Source organism: Sandaracinaceae bacterium, from assembly GCA_020633055.1.
In the GTDB taxonomy this organism is placed as follows: domain Bacteria; phylum Myxococcota_A; class Polyangia; order Polyangiales; family Houyiibacteriaceae; genus JADJJE01.
The window spans coordinates 1-18,853 of the sequence record JACKEJ010000006.1 but is presented as its reverse complement, the minus strand read 5'-3'; the positions used below and the strand labels follow the sequence as shown (position 1 = coordinate 18,853).

The following is an 18,853-nucleotide window of genomic DNA, read 5'->3' as shown; positions in this document are numbered from 1 at the left end:
GGTAGGGTCAACGGAAACGGTGCGAGGGCGCGGCGGCCCCCACCATGGCCCGAGGTGACCAGCGCAGCGGGCCATCGCGCTCACGTCGAGCCCGTCGCCTGGACACCTCGGGTGCGTGGGGTCACGGACCAGCGTGACGTCGAGCACCACCCCTACCCTCTCGAGCCACTTCGTGTGCGGCCTCCTGGACGGCGCGGCGCGACGCGGCGTGGACACGGTCGCCATCGCGGCGCGCATGGGCTGGGACCACGAGGCGCTGCAGGCGCCAGGCGCGCGCGTCCTCGCGGCGGACTTCTCGGCGCTCGTGCGCTTGCTCTGGGACGAGTGTGGAGACGAGCTGATCGGGCTGACCGCGTCTCCGTGCCCGCGGGGGGCGTTCGCGCTGGCGTGCGAGGTGGCCATCCACCAGGAGACCCTCGGCCGCTCTCTCGCGCGCTTCATCGCAGCCCACGCCGTGCTCACCCAGGACATCTCGCTCGCCATGGACATCGAGGACGACATGGCCGTCGTGCGCGTGCGCGTCCGGCAGCCGGAGCTGGACCCCACCGGTGTGCTGCAGGAGCTGTGGCTGATGATGGTGCACCGCGTGGCGTCGTGGCTCATCGCCCGCAAGATCCCCATCGCGCGCGTGGACTTCCCGCACGCACGGCCCGCGCACGCGGACGACTACGACAGCATCTTCCCGGGCACCCACCGCTTCGGCGCGGAGTGCGCGGCCCTGCACTTCTCGACGCGCTACGTAGGGCTGAGCACGCTGCGCACCGAGCACGAGCTGGCCCGCTTCGTCCAAGCGCGGCCCATGGACGCGACCGAGGTACCAGGCGAAGACGCCACCTTCTCCACCCGCGTGCGCACCATGATCCTGCGGCAACGCGGCCTGCCGCTCACCATGCCCTCCCTCGAGGAGGTGGCCGAGTCGCTGCGCATGAGCACGCCCACCCTGCGGCGGCGTCTGCGCGAGGAGGGCACCACCTACCGCGACCTCACGCGGCGCCTGCGGCACGACGTGGTGCTCAGCAAGCTGGCCGACCCGCACCTCTCGGTCGGAGAGATCGCGCACATCGCGGGCTTCGCCGACGCAGGCAACCTCACCCGCGCGTTCAAGCGCTGGGAGGGCATGAGCCCCACGAGCTACCGCGGCGAGCGCGACGCAGAGAACTGAGCCGCACCAGCAAGCGCCCCGACGAGACGCGACGATGAGGACCCGGCGCGCGGCAGGCCTTGCGGCCATCGCGTGCCACCCCTACCCTCCCCGACGTGGACTCACCCGAGACGTTTCGCACCGCGTGTGCGCAACGCGGCAGAGCCTGGCTCTGCCTCTCCGGGGTTACCCCGGGGACACGTATCGACCACCCTTCACGAGGCACGTCCGCCCCGACACCCCATGTCGATCTGGACGCGCCCCTTCGGACTCGTCGGGGAGGCTCCCGCGGAGCACATCCGCGGGGGCACCACACTCCGTGACGACGACGATGGGGAGACGCGTGGCGCTGCGCCTCGAGGCGCTGGCTCTGTCGGCCGTCGAACAACACGCGTCACGAGAGGACGGCAGCACGCTCGCGGACGCCCTCGATCACATCGCGACCGACGCTTCACCACGCCTGCGGCGCGCGTGCCGGCGCGTACCGCTCTCTGCCCTGTCCGCCGAGTTGGCGCATCCCCCGGTGGACCTCGACCGACTGATGCGTGCCATCGGTGCGCGCCTGTCGACGAGAGCCCGCAGCGAGCTCGCGACGCTCCGTGTGCGCAGGTTTCCGCTGGTTTCGCTGGGCGATCCCGCGCAGCCCTTCCCGTCCTTCGGTCCCTCGGGCCTGGACACGCGACTGGGGTTGTCCTCGACCGAACTGCACTGGCTGGCGGACCCGCAGTGTCGCCGTGACCGACTGACCGTGACCGAGAGCCACTACCGGTACGTGGTGGTTCCGAAGCGTCGCCACGGGGTTCGCCTCCTCGAGTGCCCGCTCCCGCGCCTGCGTCGGGCACAACGCGCGCTGCTGGACGAGGTGCTGGCGCCACTGCCCGTGCACCCGTGCGCGGCAGGCTTCCGGCGCGGCATGGGCTTCGTCGAGCACGCGGCACGCCACGCCGGCCAAGACGTCGTGCTGCGGGTGGACCTGCGCGACTTCTTCCCGTCCATCCACAGAGGCATGGTGGTGCGCGCGCTCGTCGACGGCGGCACCCCGCTCGCGACGGCGCACCTCGCGGCGGCGCTGGCGACCCACACGACGCATCGTGACGTGGCACGACGCTTCGACGGATCCACACGGGCGCGCTTGCGGTCGGCACACCTCCCGCAGGGAGCGCCGTCTAGCCCAGCCCTCGCCAACCTGGTGTGCAGGCGCCTCGATGCGCGCCTGCACGGTCTCGCGGAGTCGCTGGGCGCGACCTATTCCAGGTACGCCGACGACCTCGTCTTCTCCGGCCCACGGCACCTGCTGGACGACGCTGCGCGCATCGTCTCGCTGGTGGGACGCATCGCTTCGTCCTGTGGGTTCGCCCTGCGTCCCGAGAAGACGCGCGTCATGAGCGCCGCGCAGCGACAGTCGCTCGGTGGGGTGGTGGTGAACACGCGTCCGACGCTCGCGCGCCCCGAGCTCGAGCGCCTCGAGGCCATCTTGACCAACTGCGTGCGGCATGGCCCCGCGGGGCAGAACCGCGCCGACGTCGCCGACTTCGCTTCGCACTTGCGCGGGCGTGTGGCCTGGGTGGAGCAGCTGCACCCCGCGCGCGGCGCGAAGCTACGGAATCTGTACGCCCAGATCGCGTGGGGATGAGCGCCGACGAAAGAACGCGGCGGGCGCGCCCCGGAGAACCGAGTCGCGCCCGCCGCGCCATCAGCGCAGCCCGTAGGCGGCGTTCACGGGGCGAGCCACGTGAGAGTCAGCGTCGCGGAGTTCTTGTCGAGGCTGACCGTGTCGGCGCTCGTGTCGCCGTCGGTCAGCATCGGGTACCCGAGCCGCAGCTGCGTCTGGTCACCCCGCGCTTCGCGCTGCGCCAGGTCGTCCGCGACGAAGCCCGTGATGTCGACCGAGCGCTGGAAGGGCGTGGCCGACGGGGAGACAGTCACGTTGAGGAGGTTCGGCAGGCCAGCCAAGATCTCGGCGCTGAAGCCGTCCGCAAGCGCCCCGAAGAACACGTGCGCCGCCTGCAGCTGGCCGAGCCCGGCGTCCGCGTTCCCGACGCGGCCCGTCTCGTCGATCACGAACCGAGCCTGCTCGAGCTGCACGCCCTCGGGCACGTCGGCGACCGAGAAGGTGAGGAGGCCGCGCAGCCCCGAGTTGGTGGTGGCATCGCCAACGATGACCGACGTGCTGGCGCTCGAGCCCGTGGACGACCCGTAGCCCGTCAGCGCGGCAACCAGCGTGGCTTCGTCCGTGATACGACGGAGTGTCGTGAAGTGCACCGAGGCGCTCTCCCCCATGGGCTCCCCCGCCGCGCTCTCTGCGGTCGCTCCGATGGTGGCCGCGAAGCCAAGCGCGCCAACGTCCGGTCCGCCTTCCGCATAGGGGAGGTCGTTGGTGGGGAGGATGGTGAGCGTGCGGAACTCGGCATCCCAGCCGAACGTGACCATGTTCGCCGGCAGCTCGTTCGACACGTATGCCGCCTCCGTGGTGTCGGGATCCATCGGCTCGGAGAACTCGAACACGATGGCGGCCTCCGCGTGCACGCCGGTGGCCTCGTCCTCGGGGGACGTCGAGACCACCGTGGGCACGGTCGGCGCTTGGCCGTTGTCGACCTCGTCGCCCATGTCCGGCGTCTCGACCACGTCCATGTCGGGGTCCAGAACGCCGCCATCGGCGGACATGCCCACGTCCGGCATGCCGTCGGGGTCAGCGTTCGAGCCCTTGCAGCCCGGGGCAAGCACGAGCGCGGCCAACACGGCGATCAGTCCAAGCTTCTTCGTCATCATGTACTCCTTCGAGGGTTCGCCGTGGCGAGCGTTGGCTCACCGCTGGCTCACTCCCTTGGTGGAGCGCCGCGGAAGATGTGACGTGCTTTTTTCTGAAGTCGCCGCGTCACCCCGCGAGGGCATCGCGCAGCTTCGTCTTCACGCGTTCGAAGCGCTTGCGGAGCGTCGCGGCCTCACGCGTGAGCGACTCCTCGTCGAGCGGCGTCCCCTCGTCGCCATCGTCGTGGATGACGCGCGCGATCTGCTTCCAGCTCATCTTCTCGCCGATGCGGAGCATCACGAGCAGGCGCTCCTCGTGTGGCAGGCCTTCGCACAGCTCGCGGAAGCGGCTCTTGGTCTCCGTGCGCTGCCACTCGGCGGTGGCCCGGCGGGACCACTGGCGCGCGACGAGCGCTTCTTGCTCCCCCGTGTGGAGCCGCTGCTCACGGGCGCTTGTCTTCCTGCGCAGGCGATGCGTGACCGCCCTGCGGGCCAGCACGTAGGCCCAGGTGTAGATGCTGCTGCGACCCTGAAAGGACGGCAGGCTCTTCCACAGCTCGATGCTGAAGTGCTGGAAGACGTCCTCGGCCACCGCGGTGTCGTGGAACACGCCCGCGATCATCCCGTAGATGGAAGCGCCATGCGCCTGGAGGACCCTCTCGACGGCGGCCTCCACCTCCCCGCGCGCGAGCAGGTCCGCAATGTCGGCGTCGATGGTGGCGCGTCGGTCGTCGGTCATGGTCAGGGGGGAGGACGCTCGATCCGTGCGCGGACCTCGGCGAGCAGCGCGAGGTCGCCACGCATGCCGTATCTGAGCGCATACGCCAGCCCCTCGTCGAGCAAAATGCGCCCCTCGTCGCGGCCCTGCGAGAGCGCGTAGAGCCCGGCCGCGGCCGTGAACAAGCCCTTCTTCGCCCGACTCCGCTCGGCGGCAGCGCGCCCCGATGACGCCACGTGGTCCAGCCGGGCGATCACGTCGCCGTGTAGACCGTGCCGGGCGGCGAGGGCTCCGGTCAGCAGGGCGTTCCCGTCGATGTTGCACACGAGCGAGTCGAAGCGCCCGGCGCGCCACGCATCGACCACGTCGAGCGCGAGGTCGGGGCGCGCGCGGTGCTCGACCATGGCGCGCGCGAGCGCCCCGTAGGAGCGTAGCTGCAGCGCGAGCATGCGGCTCCCGCGCCGCTCCATGGCGTCGGCCTCGCGAGCCAGCGCGACCGCGTCGTCGAACCGCCCGGCTGCCATCGCGGCGGCGCAGCCACCGATGACCGCCATCTCGCCCACGCGGGTGTAGCCGTGGTGTGCGCCGAGCTCACGGGCCAGTCGCGACACGGCGGCGCTCTCGTCGGCTCGACCTGCCGCGGCGAGCGTGAGGGCATGCGTCGAGACGACGGTCATCATGCGCTGCGGCTCTTCCACCCGCTGCGCGATGGCCCAGGCCGCGGCGCTGGCGTCGAGCGCGCGCGTGAGGTCACCCGCGCTGACGAACGTCGTGCCGACGAGCGCGCTCGCGAACATGAGCGTGACGGGGTCGCCGAGCTCTCGCGCCACGCGCAAGGCGCGCTCTCCAGCCACCTCGGCCACCTCGAAGCGTCCGTCGAGGCCCGCGAGGAACGCCGTCAGCGCGAAGGTCTGGGCGGCGGCGCGCCCCGTCCCGAGCCGCACCGCCAGATGACAGGCGAGCGAGTGGTAGAAGTCGCGGCGCTGCGGGTCGTAGTAGTAGGCGATCTCCGCCAGGTTCCGGTACGTGTCACACAGGACCTCGAGGCGCGTGGCCTCCGCCGCGTCGAGCGAGTCCTGCGGTGCCCCCGCGCGCTCGGAAGCGAGGAGGACGCGCTCGGCGGCCTCGCGCGTGGCCTCGACGGCCTCGGCCCGTCCATAGACGTGGCCCCCGAGCCGCGGGAGGAGCGCCTCGAGAGGCGAAGTCGCCCGCGTGAGTCGCGCGGCCCGGAACTCCAGCTCCGCCACGCGCGCGAGCAGCGCGACACGACGCACATCGTCTCCCGGGGCGCAGCGGTCGAGCGCGCGTTCGTAGGCGCTCGCGGCTTGGTCCCCGCGGCCCGAGAACGTGAGGGCGTCGCCCCACCGCTCGAGATCCTCTGGCGTGACCGACAGGCCACCGGCGTCCGCGGCCGCGAGCGCGCGTCCGTAGTGATCGGCCGCGGCCGAGAAGCCGTGTTGTCCCAGGGCGAACGCACCAGCCCGCAACCCCCACCGATACGCCGGCCCGTGGTCGCCCGCCGCGCCGAAGTGAAAGGCGAGGCGCCCGGCGACCTCGTCGCCCCCACCGTGCACGGCCTCGAGCGCCGTCGCCGCGTGACGGTGGAGCGCGGGCAGATCTTCGCCGAGGCGCGCGAGCACGGCCTCGCGCAGCTCGTCGTGCACGAACTGATAGGTGGCCAACACGTCGCGACGCTGCGTCACGAACCCGCCGCGTTCGGCCTCGTCCAAGTGGTCCAGCAGCTCGAGCTCGGTGGTCCCGAGGCCCGCGGCCAGCTCGGCGGACGAGAACTCGCTGCCCAGCACGGCCCCGAGCGCGAGGCTCGCCTTGGCGAGCCCGGGCAACCTGGTGGCGCGCTCTCCGACGGCGTCCTGAACGGTCTGCGGGAGCTGCGCGAGCGCGAAGGACGTCGCATCGAGCCCGCCCTCGGCGAGGGCGTCCCTCCCCAGCAGCACGTGCAGCGTCTGCACGACCAACAGGGGCGTGATGCCTTCGCTGTGGAGCTGCCCCGCGATCGTCGTGCTGCGCGGGTCGTCGACCAGCAGCGCCTCCACGAGCCGCTGCGTGTCCCGCGGACCCCACGCCGGGAGCTCGATGCGGCCTGCGCGACCGTCCGCCGACGTCTCCCGGACGACGGCTTCCAGATAGGTCCCGTCTGTGGGGGGTCGCACCGTGACCAGCACCGCTGTCGGGGCTCGTCGCTCCGCGATGGCGCGAGAGAACCGGTCGATGAGCTCGAGCGAGGCCTCGTCGAGGTGGTGCGCGTCTTCCACGACGATGACCGTCGGAGTCTGGCCGAGCCACCCGAGGAGCGCCTCGACCTGGCGCCGCAGGAAGGCGCGGTGTTCCGCTTCGAGGTCGGGGACGTCTTCGGGGTGGCCCGCGGCGAGACCCAGCCAGCTGGAGCGCTGGTCGCTGGATGGCGCGACGGCAGGCGACGGCGCACCGGCGCTGGACTCGCCCGCTTCGCCGCGTGGCTGCGTGGCGAACATGGCGTCGTCGCCGTGCGCTCCGCGCAGAGGGTCGAGGACGCCGGCGAGGCCCGCGAGCGGCCTCCCAGCCCCGGGGAGCGCGCGCGCGTACAGGGTGCGCCACCCGCGCATCTCCGACGCGAGCGCCTGCAGGAGACGGCTCTTCCCGACCCCTGCGCCGCCGACCACCCACGTCACTACGGGCGGGGGCGGAGGCGTCGTGCCCAACCGGGCACGCAGCCAGGCGCGCAGCTCGGCGACCTCGCGCTCACGACCGACCAGGGGCGCCGAGGCCAGGTACGGTCGGCCCTCGAGCGGTGGCCGAGCGGCGCGCGCAGGCATCTCTCGACCGAGACGGTCCGCGACCTCGCGCGCGCTGCGTGGCCGCGCCTCGGGGCGCTTCTCCACGAGGGCTCGGAGGACCTGCCAAACGCCGTCCGGCACGCCGTCGGGTCGGGTCACGGGATGCGACCGGTGTCGCGCTGGCCACTCGCTCGTCGGCGCGGCGCCGAGCGGGTGCACGCCGGAGAGCATCTCGAGCGCGATCAGACCGAGCGCGTACAGGTCCCCTCGCGGGTCGAAGCGTTGCTCGTCGAAGGCCTCCGGGGGCATGTACGCGGGTGTTCCGCTCAGCCCGTGGAGGGACGCGTCCCGGTCCAGCTCGCCGAAGCGCGCGATGCCGAAGTCTGCCAGCTTCGCCACCTGACGAGCCCCGTCGCGTCGGTGCGAGAGGAGGACGTTCTCGGGCTTCAGGTCGCGGTGGACGACTCGCTCACCGTGGATGTGGTCGAGCGCGGACAGCACGTCGAGCACGACCTCGAGGACCTCTTCGAGGGGTACGCGACCTCGCGCGATGCGCGCGCGCAAGGACTCCTCCATGAGCTCCATCGTGAGCGCCCAGGTCTCGCCCCCCTCGAACAGCTGGAGACTCCGGACCACGTGGGGATGGGACAAGCGCCGTCCTCCGCGGTACTCGCGGCGAATGCGGGCCAGGCGGTCGGGCTCGGCTCCGTGCACGGGCACCAGCTTGACCGCCACGGACTCCCCAGAGGGCTGCTGTGCGCGGACGACCGTCGCGAAGCCGCCAACGCCGAGGGTCTCCCCCAGCGTCAGCTGCTCACGGGCCTCGTCTGCGATGGCCTCCCACAGCTCCCGCGCCGAGCGACGGTCGGGCTCGGACGCATCGAGCAGCGCGCCCAGCTCGGCCTCGAACGAGTCTAGCGATTCCCGGGTCGCGAAGCTGGGCGTCGTCCGGTCGCGCGGCATGGCTGCTCAGAGGTCGTAGCGCCCGAAGAAGTGGCGCATCATCGCCGCGACCTGCTCGGGCGACTCGATGTGCGGATAGTGCCGCGTCCCGACGACCGCCCCGATCCACGCGTCGGGGCGAAGCTCCCGGAGACGGTCGAGCTCGCACACGCCCGTCCCCGCGTCGATGTGGAGCACTGGGACGTTGGGATGCGCAGCCAGCACCGGCCCGCCAGCGTAGGACGCGACGGACGCCAAGATCTCGGCCATCGCCGCTGGGCGGAAGTGAGACAGTTGGTCCAGCAGTCGCTCGGCGCGCTCGGGGTCGTTCGGGAACCCGACCATCGGCGCCATGAACGCGCGGTACTCGTCCACCCGCTCGGGCGAGAGCAGCGCTTCGCGGAGCGACATCAGCGCGCCGGCCATCATCGCGGGCAGCGCGAGCGGCGCATCGACGCTGACGATGGCGCGGACGTCCACACGCGCCTGCTCGAGCATGCTCTCGGCCACCGCCCCCCCGAGGCTGTGCCCGACCACGACGACGGGGCCCAGCGACAGCGCCTCGACCACGCGGGCCGCGTCGTCGGCGAGCGTCGGCACGTCGTAGGGCCCGGCGGCGTCGGCCGACTCGCCATGCGCCCGCTGATCCATGGCAACGACCCTCCGCTCGGCCCCGAACGCTCCCCCGAGCGCCTCGAAGTGCTCGCGCGCACACCCACCGCCGTGCAGACAGAGCAGCGCGGCGCGCTCCCCGTTCCCCCAGGTGTCGTAGTGAAAGGTCGTGTCGGGGAGGGTCAACGCGGTCATGGCGGTAGCGCATCTGCGTTACCGCCATTTCATCCCCGGGGCAATTGGATTGGGCCCCGGGGCCCTCGGACCGCTTGGTTCAGATCCCCTCGAACTCGGAGACGCTGCGCAGCTCGTCGTCGGAGGTGAAGAACACCCCGTCCTCTCCAGCCGCGACATACCGTCGCTCGGTCCGCGTCACACCGTCCGCGTCGTACTCGAACCCCGTGTAGCGAGACACCCCGTCATCTGCGGTGCCGCGCACCCCGTCGTCACCGACCGAGTGGTCCACCTGCCGGAGCGGGCGCCCCGCGCTGTCCAGGTCGACGTGAGAGACGCTCGATGGGACGTCGTCGGCCGTGCGGAAGACACCGTCCTCCCCGGCGGACGAGGTGCTCCAGATGCGGGTGAACACGACCTCACCGTCGACGTGCTCGTAGCGCTGGTAGCTCGCGATGGTGGTGTCGTCGTAGGCCGGGAAGCCATCGCGCCGCACGTCCGAGTGCTTGCTGGACCCCACGGCGACTCCGTCCGCGTCGAGCTGGACCACGCGCGCGTAGCCCACGTCGTCGCCCGTGCCGAACTCTCCATCCTCGCCCGCCGTCTCCGCCGAGAACGATCCGATGAAGAAGCCATCCGAGAAGTAGTAGTCCGCCGTCCGATACACCACGTCGTCCGCTGTCAGGGCGAGTCCGTCTGGGCCCTCCGTGTAGCGGACGAACGACACCGGTTGGCCGTGCGCGTCGTAGATGACTTCCGTCCGGTCCTCGGCTACGTCGTCCTCGTCGCCCCAGATCCCGTTCGCGCCTGGATCGTCCACCCGATACTGGCGCGTCCGGTCCGCGAGGAACTCGCGACGCGAGATGGCGATGTGCTCGTCGTCCTCGTTCCACCACAGGAGGTCTGCTCCCGCGGAGGTGAAGCTGTGCAGCTCTTCACGGGTCGCGTCTCGGTACGCGTCGGTGTATGCGCCGATGAGGTCGTCGGACGTATCCCACTGACCGTCCTCGCCGATCCCGAAGTAGAGCGTCTGCCGGATGCCGCCGAGAGGCGCGTCAAACGTCGTGCGGTAGTAGTGGTCGACGACTCCGTCGTACTCGTCGTGCGTGTAGAGTCGGACGTCCGTTGCCGTCTCGAAGGACAGCGTGTAGGGCGCGAGGTCATTGCCCGCCAGGTCGACCGCCCCCGCCACCTCGAGGCGATAGCGGGTAGCGTCCAAAAGGGGACCGAGGGGTCGAATCGTGAGCGTCGTTCCGCCCGCGTCGAGCTCTGCGCGCAGCGGGTGGCGGCCCAGCGCGTCCTGCTCGAGGGCGGTCGCTCGGTCGGCGTACAAGCGCGCGATGCCCTCGATGCCGGCTGGGTCGACCGGCTCGGAGAACTCGAGGGTGATCGCGGTGCGCCACGGGACACCCGTCGCACCAGCGTTGATGGACGAGGCCATGACCGTGGGGGGCTCCGTGTCCGGGGGGGTCCCTCCGCCGCACCCTGCGGACACGAGCGAGAGCGTGAGAAGGAAGGAGGCTGCGCACTTTCGAATTGAGTTCAAGGAAGGCTCCATGCTCGAGAGGTGGCACGGGGTCCGGCGCTGCCCGACCGTCGTGCTCGCTGGGTTGGTGGCGGGCCCGCTGGGATGTGACGCAGAAAATCGGACGCCCAGCAGACCAGGATCGCCAAGAGGGCCTTTCGCCGGGCCAGCCATCGGGGAGGCCGGGGAGGTGCGGTGCCGCACGTGCGCTCCGCCGCGGGGAGGCCGGCGCCGTGCTTCGTCACGTCGGCTCGCCAGCGAAACTTGTGTCGGCGCATGCGTCACAAACGCGCGGCCGCGCCACCAACGGTCACGTGGACGATCGAGTCCACTTCACGGAGCCCACATGACCCACCCAAGAGCCGCCCAGACCACCTCCTCTCGCCTTCGCCGCCTCGCGCCATTCCTGCTGCTCTCACTCTTGTCCCCGGGATGCGGCGGAGGAGGCGGCGAGCCGCCCCCGCCCGTCGTCCACCAGTCCCAAGCGCCATCGTGCGCCGACCTCGTCGGTGACGGCGATCCGCGCCTGCTCTTCAGCCATCGCCTCATCGATCCGGAGGCCGTCTCCGCGGCCGTGGTGCTGGGCGACATGGACCCGAGCAGCCCGCAAGAGACGCTGAACTTCGAACAGGGCATGTACGTCCCGGTCAACACGCCGCTCAGCGCGCCGACCGACATCTACGTCGAGGCCATCGTGCGCTCGGACCACGCCGACGTCAGCGACTGGGGCATCGCCTACCACGTGTGCTCGGTGTTGGGGGAGGACGGCGTCCGGCGACCCGGCGTCCATGGCAACTTCGCGCACGTCACCACGCTTCCCCCCACGCTCCAGGCGCTGTTCGACGCCGAGCTGGCGGCCTTCGAAGGGGGCCTCACGTCCGCCGTCGCGTGTTCGTCGGGCGGCTGCGACCTGAACCTGAACCGCATGAGAGACAACCTCGGAGACCCGGACTACGTGCTCGTCGTGGCCGCGGGAGCGAGCTTGGGCACCGCGGGTCCGATCGACGGCGTCGGGCCCGCGGGCGTGGACACCAACCTGCTCGACCGGCGCATGAACGACGGCGCGGGCAACGCGTACATCAACCCCAACCGTCTCGGCGCCGAAGAGGGGCACGGCGTGGGGTGGCGCTATGGGGCGTGCTTCTACGAGTACTTCCCGGCGGAGACACGTGACGCCTACCTCGCGAAGATCAGGGTGCTGGACGAGCCGCGCGTGTCGGCGACCACGCCTTGCGGCACGCTGGACGTCGACGTCGCGAACAGCCCGGCAGGCGTGTGGGCCACCAGCACCATCGCCGATCAGAGCATGAGCGCCGACTTCGACGGCGCCGCCCTGGACCAGTACCTCGGCCAGGTGGTCGTCCTGGCTGACCACTACGCCCGCCCGGACACCCACATGATGATCTCGACGTCGCTCCCGGGCCTGGCGCAGCTCGGCGAGGCGGTCTACGCGATGGAGTTCGAGAAGTCGGCCGCAGACAGCGTCGACGCCGAAGACTACGTGAACCTCGATTTTGCGCAGGCCGAAGCGGGCCCCATCCACTGCTATGCCGGCACGCGGGTCGGAGCGGTCGAGGCGGTCTACTACCTGTTGCAGCTCGCCCCGGACGGGGACGCGCTCACCATCGAGCGCGTGGAGACCGACTGCCGCGCGACGCCCGCAGCGGAGCGAGCGTTCTCAGAGGCGGGGGACGGCTACGTACAGCTCACGCGTTGACGGGCGGTGGCGTCACCAGCGCACGTCCAGCACGGCGTTCGCGATGTCGATGGCGTGGATGCGCACATCCGGCTCGAAGCCGTAGTGGCGCACCATGCCTTCGACCACGCCGATGTAGTACGGGTCGAGGATGCCGTAGATGTCGTAGTACTCCATGCGGACGTGCCGCTCCGCGATGGTGGTGACGGTGGCCATGCCCGGCCGGACGCTCTGCGAGACGCCCTTGGGTCCGGCCTCGAAGGCGCGGCCGAGGTCGTCGCCGAACATCCCGAACACGACGCGGCCCAGCATGGTGCCGGCGAAGTCGGGGAACGCGCGCCAGCCCATGCGGCGGAACGCCTCCCGCGTGGGAAGGCCTGGGTAGAGGCGCGGCACGACGACAAACGACAGGCGCATGTGCTCGAGCAGCGGGTAGTCGAGGAACGGTAGGTAGCGTGTGCGCTCGAGGGTGATGTCCGCCACCTGCTCCTTGGGCAGCCGACTCATCATCTCCAGCATGGTGTTGAAGTAGAGCCCCTTGCACGTGGCGTTCTCCGGCGTCGCCGCCAGGAAGGCGGCCGCGTCCACCTCGCCGGTGAAGTCGGGCACGCGGAAGTCGTAGGGGTGGTCCATGAGGCTCGGAGCACGCGGGGGATGGACGCGTCCCCGGATTGTGACGAAAGCGAGGGAAAATTCGAGCCGACGCTGGGCACGTGGGTTGCCCGGGGACGCGTTTCTTCGGCGTGGGCGAACCCTTTCCGGGCTGCGTTGGCTCCTATTCGTGGCCGCCCCTTTGGCGCGCCTCGACGAAGAAGGAGTCCGCCATGTTGAAGAAGCTGCTTCCGAACAACGAGCACCCGATCGAGCGCGGGGTGCGGGTGGTGGTCGGGCTGGGCCTGATCGCGCTGGCTTTCGTAGGGCCGGAGACCCCGTGGGGGCTCTTGGGCGTGGTCCCGTTGTTGACCGGCCTCATCGGCAGCTGCCCGCTCTACACGGCGCTGGGCTTCAGTACGTGCCCCGTGAAGCGCGCTGCCGACTGATACGCAGCGTCAGGGACGGCGGCCGAGGTGTAGCGCGGCCGTCTGGAAGGCGGGCAGGGACGCGAGCACGCGCACGCGCGGGAGTGACGCCAGCCCCTCGACGGCGTGACCAGGCGTGCACCCGAGCCACACGGTCGCGTGCTCGGTCAGGCTCGCGACGGCCGCGCGCAAGCGCTGGAGCTCCGCGTCGTCGATGGCGCGCGAGACCGCCAGCAAAACCACCTCCGCCCCCGTGCGGCGCAGTGTAGCCTCGAGCTCACGCAGCGGGACGTTCGCCCCGAGATAGATGGGCGCCACGCCCACCTGTGCGCCGAGAACAGCCGCGATGAGCCCTCCGAGCTCGTGCTCGTGACCTTCAGGGGCCGCGATCAGGAGCTTCGGCGCGCCACGGTCCACCGCGATGGTCTGCAGAAGCGTCGCCAGCAGGCCGCGCACCTGCGCGCTCGCGGCGTGCTCCTGCGTGACCGTGAGCCGTCCCTGCTCCCAGCCGTCTCCGATGGCGCGCAGGATGGGCGACAGCACCTCGAGCGCGAGGGCGTCAGGCGGACGCAACGTGGCGGCCCGCGTGAGGATGGCCTGCGACTCACGCAGGTCCCAGGCCTCGATGGCCGCGACGTAGGCCGCCAGCGTCTCTTCCGTGGCGGTGTCCTGCGCGCTGATGGCCACCTCGGACAGGAGCGCCGAGAGGGTCTCGTTGGGCAGCGACGCGACGTCGCTGATGGTGTGACCGAGGGCGACCACGTCGCGCAGCAGCTCGAGGCGCTGGATCTCGGCCTGGGAGTAGCGCCGCGCATTCCCGTCCGTGCGGTCGGGGGTGATCGCCTGATAGCGCTTCTCCCAAGCTCGGATGAGGTCGGCGCTGAGACCCGTGCGGCGAGACACGACGCGCATGGGGTAGACGGGGGCGGAGCGCGAGTGGGTCACGGTGGAGTGCTCAAATTACGCCGGGAATCAACTCACGTCCATCACTTGTCCAGATTTTTTGTCCAACGTCTAACTTTTGTTCAGAAAAAAACTGGACACGCTTGGCGCGTGATCCATGATGTGGGCAACTCGGCGCCTCGTCGGCGCGCACCCACCCTGGAGGTATCCACGATGAAACACGCTCCCTCGATCGCACTCCTGCTCCTGCTCGCCCTGGTCGCGGGCTGTGGCGACAGCGACGGCACGAACCCCACCCCCGATGCGGGCCAGCCCAACACCATCGTCGACGTCGCCGTGGCCGACGACGACTTCAGCATCCTCGTCGCGGCCCTCACGCGCGCCGACCTCGTGAGCACCCTGCGGTCGGCGGGGCCCTTCACCGTGTTCGCCCCGAACGACGCCGCCTTCGCCGCCTCGGGCATCACGCTGGAAGCGGTTCAGAGCATGGACGTCGACGCGCTGACGCAGATCCTGCTGTACCACGTGATCTCCGGCGCTTCCGTCGGCAGTGGGGCCGTCACGGCGGGTCCGGTCGACTCCGCAGCCGAGGACGACAGCGGCACCTGGAACCTCTCGTTGATCTTGGGCACGACGGGCGGGGTCACCATCAACGGCGGCAACGCGGTGGCTGGCGGCGCGACTGTCGCGACCCCGGATATCAGCGCGTCCAACGGCGTCATCCACGTCATCGACCGCGTGCTGCTCCCGCCCACCATCGCGGACATGACGGCCTACGCCGGGCTCACCGACCTGCGCGAGGCGGTCGTGGCGGCGGACCTGGCCGACACGCTGGGCGGCGCGGGACCCTTCACCGTGTTCGCGCCCACGAACGCGGCCTTCCCCGACGGTGGCGAGCGCCCCACGGGTGACGCGCTGGCGAACATACTCCTCTACCACGTGGTCGGCGCGGGCGTGCCCAGCAGCGCGGTCCCGGCGCGGGCGAACGCCGTCGCCACGAACGAGGCGGGCAACAACCTGACGCTGCTGTTCGACACCAGCGCTGGCGTGGCCGTCAACGGCATCGACGTGGTCCTGGCCGACGTGGGCTGCACGAACGGGGTGGTGCACGTGATCGACGGCGTGCTCCTGCCCCCCACCGTCATCGACATGGCAGGCATCGCGGGGCTGACCTCGCTCGCCGCGGCCATCGGACGGGCAGACAACTCGGGCGCCGGGATCGCGGCGCTGCTCTCGGGCGACGCTCCCGGCAGCGCCACGGGCTTCACCGTCTTCGCGCCCACCAACGACGCATTCGCCGCCATCCAGTCCACGGTCGACAGCCTGACCGATGCACAGGTGGCTCAGGTGCTGCAGTACCACGTGCTCGACCCGGCCACGTTCACCGCGCCCGTGCTCTCGTCTGGCCTCGCCAACGGCGACGTGCAGACGGCGCTCGGTCAGACGGCCACGGTCGACGTGTCGGTGACGCCGCCCACCATCGACGGCGCCGCCGTGGTGCCCAGCCTGCTCGACATCCACGTCACCAACGGTGTGGTGCACGTGCTGAGCGACGTGATGGTCCCGACGCTCTGAGGCGCGCCATGCTGCGCTTCGGTTGACGATGGCGAAGGGCTCGAGCTGCTGCGGCTCGGGCCCTTCGCCGTTTCGACATGAGCGCGGCGGCCCCGTGCAGCGACGCGGATGGCCATGGACGCTGCGACGTCCGCCACCCAGCCTGCACTTCGCGCGTCGTCACCTGCGACTGCGCGAAGGAGCCGCCGATCATGTCCGTCCTGTCCAGCCGGAAAGCCGATCACTTGGAGCTGTGCGCGAGCGACGCCGTCGCCTACCGCGGCACCGGCACGCTGCTCGACTGCGTACGCCTACCCCACGAGAGCCTACCCGACCTGCACCTCGAGCAGCTCGATCTGCGCTGCCCGCTGCTGGGCAAGACGCTGCGCGCGCCGCTCGTGATCGCGGGCATGACGGGCGGGCACCCGGACGCGCGGGCCATCAACCGCGACCTCGCCAGCGTCGCCGAAGAGCTGGGCTACGGCTTTGGCCTCGGCAGCCAGCGCGCCATGGAGCGGGAGCCCGCACTGGCCGCGACGTACCAGGTGCGCGACGTGGCGCCGACCGCGCTCCTGCTGGGCAACCTGGGCGTCATCCAGGCGCGCGACCTCCCCACCGAGCGCATCGCCGCGCTGCTGGACACCGTGGGCGCCGACGCGCTCTGCGCGCACATGAGCCCGGCGATGGAGCTCATCCAGCGCGACGGTGACCGTGACTTCCGCGGTGGGCTCGACACCTTCGCGCGCTTGGTGTCCGAGCTGCGCGTGCCCATCGTCGCGAAGGAGACGGGCAACGGCATCGGCCAAGCCTGCGCGCGGCGGCTGAGCGACCTGGGCGTGCTGCACGCGGACACGTCGGGCGCGGGTGGCACCTCGTGGGTCGGCGTCGAGACGCTGCGCGCCGACGGAGAGCGCCAGGCGCTGGGGGAGACCCTCTGGGACTGGGGCACGCCGACGGCCGCGTCCGTGCACTACTGCGTCGCGGCGGGCCTCGTGACCATCGCGACGGGCGGCATCAAGAGCGGGCTCGACGTGGCGCGCGCGCTGGTGCTGGGCGCCACGGCGGCGGGCATCGCACGGCCGGTCTACCAGGCGTGGACGCGCGCCGGCCGTGATGGCGCGCTGGCCTTCATGCGTGGCGTCGAGGCCGAGCTGCGTGCCGTCATGCTGCTCACGGGCTGTGGCTCACTGAGCGAGCTGCGCGCGCTGACGCCCATGATCGTGGGCGAGCTGCGCGACTACATGCGCGCCGAGCCCGCACCCCACGCAGCGCCCCGCCGTGCGCTCCGCCGCGAGGTGCGCGCGTGACCCGGGGCTACGACGTGGTCGTGGTGGGTGCCGGCCCCGCGGGCATCGCCGCAGCGGCAGGCTTCGCACAGCGCGGCGCGGACGTGCTGCTGCTGGAGGCCGCGCCCGAGGCCAAGACGCGCCTGGCTGGCGAGTGGCTGCACCCGCGCGCAGCGACCGCGCTCTCGAAGCTGCGACTGCTGGAGGCGCTGCCCCGTAGCGCGCGGCAGACGGGGCACGGCTTCGCGTTCTTCTCCGATGACGGCAGCGCGCCCGTGCTGCTGCCCTACGCCGAGGGGCAGCGCGCGTTGGCGCTCGAACACAGCGTCCTGGTGGACGCCCTGCGCACCGCCGTGGCCGCGGCTCCGCGCGTGACCTACGTGCCGCATGCGCGCGTCCACACGCTGAGCGCGGGCACGCTCGACTACACCCAGCGGGGCACCACGCACCACGTGCGGGCGGGGCTGGTGGTGGGCGCGGACGGGCGCAGCTCCTTCGTGCGAGCGGCCCTCCTGGGCCCCCGGCACGCACCTCCGGCGGTGTCGCACATGGCGGGCGTGCTGCTCGAGGACGTGACGCTGCCCTACGAAGACCACGGCCACGTGTTGCTCGGCGGCCCCGGGCCGCTGCTGATGTACCGCGTGTCCGAGCGGCACGTGCGCCTGTGCTTGGACGTGCCGGCGGGAAGCGCGGCGCGCACCCCCGAGGCGATCTACCACGCGTTCGCGCCCGTGCTGCCCAGCGGCCTGCGGCGCGCGTTCCGCGACACGCTCGAGCACGGCAAGGTGACCTGGGCTGCGAACCGCCTCACGCCGCGCAGCCACTACGGCGCTGGAGACGTCGCGCTGGTGGGCGACGCGGTGGGGACCACGCACCCCCTGTCCGCCGCGGGCATGTCGCTCGGCATCCTGGATGCGATGGCGCTGGTGGGCGCACGCGACGTACGCGCTTATGCGCAGCGGCGGTCCCGCGAGAGCCACGTGCCCGAGGTGCTGGCCCGCGCGCTGTACGAGGTAGTCACCCGCGACGACGAGAGCGCTACGGCCGTGCGCGACGCGATGGTGCGCATGTGGCGTCGGTCGCCCCGTGAGCGGGCGCGGACCATGCACATCCTCTCGGGCCAGGATCCCGGGCGCGCGTCGTTCGCAGCGGCGTTCACGAAGGTGGCGGGGGGCGCGCTCGCTGCAAGCGTCGCGATGCCGGGGGTCGTCACGACGCGCGCCGCCCGCGTGGGCGCGCTGGGGGAGTGGGCGCGCTACCCGCTCATGATGCTCCCCGCGCGAGGCAGTCGTGTTGGCGACCGCGAGCCCGCGCGCGAGGCCCCGACGGCCCCAGGGGAGTTTGTCGACAAGGGCGCGGACACAGCACGGTCGCACACGCCACAGGACCGCACGACGCCCCCAAGCGCGTCGGTCGGCGACGCTGCTCGTACCCACGCTCCGCTCGACCACGCCACGCTCGCGCGGCTGCGCGCCAAGGCCTGGGCCGTCACCGGACCCGTCGGCGGGGGCACGTGGCCCCGCGCACCGCAGGTGCGTCGCGCCGTGCGCGCGCTGCTGGCGGACGTGGGCGCGCTCCGTCGCGCAGGAGCTCACCGCAAGCCCGCTCTGCGCGAGGAGCACGCCCTCACCAGCGCCGTGGTGCTCGGCGCGCTCCTGGACGGGCGCTGCGCGGACGCGGACGCCATCGCGGGGGTCGCCCGAGGCCTGACCGCCGGCTTCCCGTACGCGGCGCACGTCGCGCCGCAGGTGGAACACGCGC

General features: G+C 71.6%; 14 protein-coding genes. 7 read left to right on the top strand and 7 right to left on the bottom strand.

Annotated elements, in window-relative coordinates; all coding sequences use genetic code 11:
• The first annotated feature begins 133 nt into the window (after positions 1–133).
• Together H6726_09535 and H6726_09530 are read left to right on the top strand one after the other, a co-directional pair.
• On the top strand, positions 134–1,162 hold the full coding sequence (locus tag H6726_09535) for an AraC family transcriptional regulator (protein ID MCB9657875.1): 1,029 nt from the start codon (positions 134–136) through the stop codon (positions 1,160–1,162).
• 322 nt (positions 1,163–1,484) lie between these two features.
• Positions 1,485–2,774: an RNA-directed DNA polymerase gene (locus tag H6726_09530; protein ID MCB9657874.1), complete on the top strand. Its 1,290-nt coding sequence runs from the start codon at positions 1,485–1,487 to the stop codon at positions 2,772–2,774.
• Between the two features lie 83 nt (positions 2,775–2,857).
• Here the strand turns inward: H6726_09530 and H6726_09525 are convergent, their stop codons facing one another.
• The 5 genes from H6726_09525 to H6726_09505 all read right to left on the bottom strand — a co-directional run bounded on the left by H6726_09525 (position 2,858) and on the right by H6726_09505 (position 10,550).
• The gene (locus H6726_09525; GenBank protein ID MCB9657873.1) at positions 2,858–3,907 is read right to left on the bottom strand and encodes an Ig-like domain-containing protein; all 1,050 of its coding nucleotides are present in this window, start codon (positions 3,905–3,907) and stop codon (positions 2,858–2,860) included.
• Between the two features lie 109 nt (positions 3,908–4,016).
• Positions 4,017–4,628 carry a sigma-70 family RNA polymerase sigma factor gene (locus H6726_09520; protein MCB9657872.1) on the bottom strand — a complete coding sequence of 204 codons (612 nt, stop codon included), beginning with the start codon at positions 4,626–4,628 and terminating at the stop codon, positions 4,017–4,019.
• Between the two features lie 2 nt (positions 4,629–4,630).
• Positions 4,631–8,344, bottom strand: coding sequence for a protein kinase (locus H6726_09515; GenBank protein ID MCB9657871.1), 3,714 nt, complete (start codon positions 8,342–8,344; stop codon positions 4,631–4,633).
• A gap of 6 nt (positions 8,345–8,350) precedes the next feature.
• Positions 8,351–9,130, bottom strand: a complete 780-nt coding sequence (locus H6726_09510) for an alpha/beta hydrolase (GenBank protein MCB9657870.1) — start codon at positions 9,128–9,130, stop codon at positions 8,351–8,353.
• A gap of 79 nt (positions 9,131–9,209) precedes the next feature.
• A complete protein-coding gene (locus H6726_09505; GenBank protein ID MCB9657869.1) occupies positions 9,210–10,550 on the bottom strand; it encodes an Ig-like domain-containing protein in 1,341 nt (446 codons plus the stop codon).
• Positions 10,551–10,980: 430 nt separating this feature from the next.
• Between H6726_09505 and H6726_09500 the strand changes: the two genes are divergently transcribed.
• Positions 10,981–12,351, top strand: a complete 1,371-nt coding sequence (locus H6726_09500; protein ID MCB9657868.1) for a hypothetical protein — start codon at positions 10,981–10,983, stop codon at positions 12,349–12,351.
• 12 nt (positions 12,352–12,363) lie between these two features.
• Here H6726_09500 and H6726_09495 read toward each other — a convergent pair whose 3' ends face one another.
• Positions 12,364–12,963 carry a DUF2378 family protein gene (locus H6726_09495; protein MCB9657867.1) on the bottom strand — a complete coding sequence of 200 codons (600 nt, stop codon included), beginning with the start codon at positions 12,961–12,963 and terminating at the stop codon, positions 12,364–12,366.
• A gap of 191 nt (positions 12,964–13,154) precedes the next feature.
• Here H6726_09495 and H6726_09490 point away from each other — a divergent pair, with 191 nt between their 5' ends.
• Positions 13,155–13,370: a DUF2892 domain-containing protein gene (locus tag H6726_09490; protein MCB9657866.1), complete on the top strand. Its 216-nt coding sequence runs from the start codon at positions 13,155–13,157 to the stop codon at positions 13,368–13,370.
• 9 nt (positions 13,371–13,379) lie between these two features.
• On the opposite strand, the gene H6726_09485 is transcribed toward H6726_09490, so the two are convergent.
• Positions 13,380–14,294: a MerR family transcriptional regulator gene (locus tag H6726_09485; GenBank protein MCB9657865.1), complete on the bottom strand. Its 915-nt coding sequence runs from the start codon at positions 14,292–14,294 to the stop codon at positions 13,380–13,382.
• A gap of 171 nt (positions 14,295–14,465) precedes the next feature.
• Here H6726_09485 and H6726_09480 point away from each other — a divergent pair, with 171 nt between their 5' ends.
• The 3 genes from H6726_09480 to H6726_09470 form a co-directional block, all read left to right on the top strand.
• Positions 14,466–15,827 carry a fasciclin domain-containing protein gene (locus H6726_09480; protein MCB9657864.1) on the top strand — a complete coding sequence of 454 codons (1,362 nt, stop codon included), beginning with the start codon at positions 14,466–14,468 and terminating at the stop codon, positions 15,825–15,827.
• 191 nt (positions 15,828–16,018) lie between these two features.
• Positions 16,019–17,113, top strand: a complete 1,095-nt coding sequence (locus tag H6726_09475; protein ID MCB9657863.1) for a type 2 isopentenyl-diphosphate Delta-isomerase — start codon at positions 16,019–16,021, stop codon at positions 17,111–17,113.
• On the top strand, positions 17,110–18,853 hold a 1,744-nt coding region (locus tag H6726_09470; GenBank protein MCB9657862.1), incomplete at its 3' end, for an FAD-dependent monooxygenase. The genes H6726_09475 and H6726_09470, both read left to right, overlap by 4 nt.

Excerpts from the sequence above, each read along its gene's own strand:
- H6726_09525 (MCB9657873.1), bottom strand. The coding sequence starts at position 3,907 with ATGACGAAGAAGCTTGGACTGATCGCCGTGTTGGCCGCGCTCGTGCTT.
- H6726_09520 (MCB9657872.1), bottom strand. The coding sequence starts at position 4,628 with ATGACCGACGACCGACGCGCCACCATCGACGCCGACATTGCGGACCTG.
- H6726_09515 (MCB9657871.1), bottom strand. The coding sequence starts at position 8,344 with ATGCCGCGCGACCGGACGACGCCCAGCTTCGCGACCCGGGAATCGCTA.
- H6726_09510 (MCB9657870.1), bottom strand. The coding sequence starts at position 9,130 with ATGACCGCGTTGACCCTCCCCGACACGACCTTTCACTACGACACCTGG.
- H6726_09505 (MCB9657869.1), bottom strand. The coding sequence starts at position 10,550 with ATGGCCTCGTCCATCAACGCTGGTGCGACGGGTGTCCCGTGGCGCACC.
- H6726_09500 (MCB9657868.1), top strand. The coding sequence starts at position 10,981 with ATGACCCACCCAAGAGCCGCCCAGACCACCTCCTCTCGCCTTCGCCGC.
- H6726_09495 (MCB9657867.1), bottom strand. The coding sequence starts at position 12,963 with ATGGACCACCCCTACGACTTCCGCGTGCCCGACTTCACCGGCGAGGTG.
- H6726_09490 (MCB9657866.1), top strand. The coding sequence starts at position 13,155 with ATGTTGAAGAAGCTGCTTCCGAACAACGAGCACCCGATCGAGCGCGGG.
- H6726_09480 (MCB9657864.1), top strand. The coding sequence starts at position 14,466 with ATGAAACACGCTCCCTCGATCGCACTCCTGCTCCTGCTCGCCCTGGTC.
- H6726_09475 (MCB9657863.1), top strand. The coding sequence starts at position 16,019 with ATGTCCGTCCTGTCCAGCCGGAAAGCCGATCACTTGGAGCTGTGCGCG.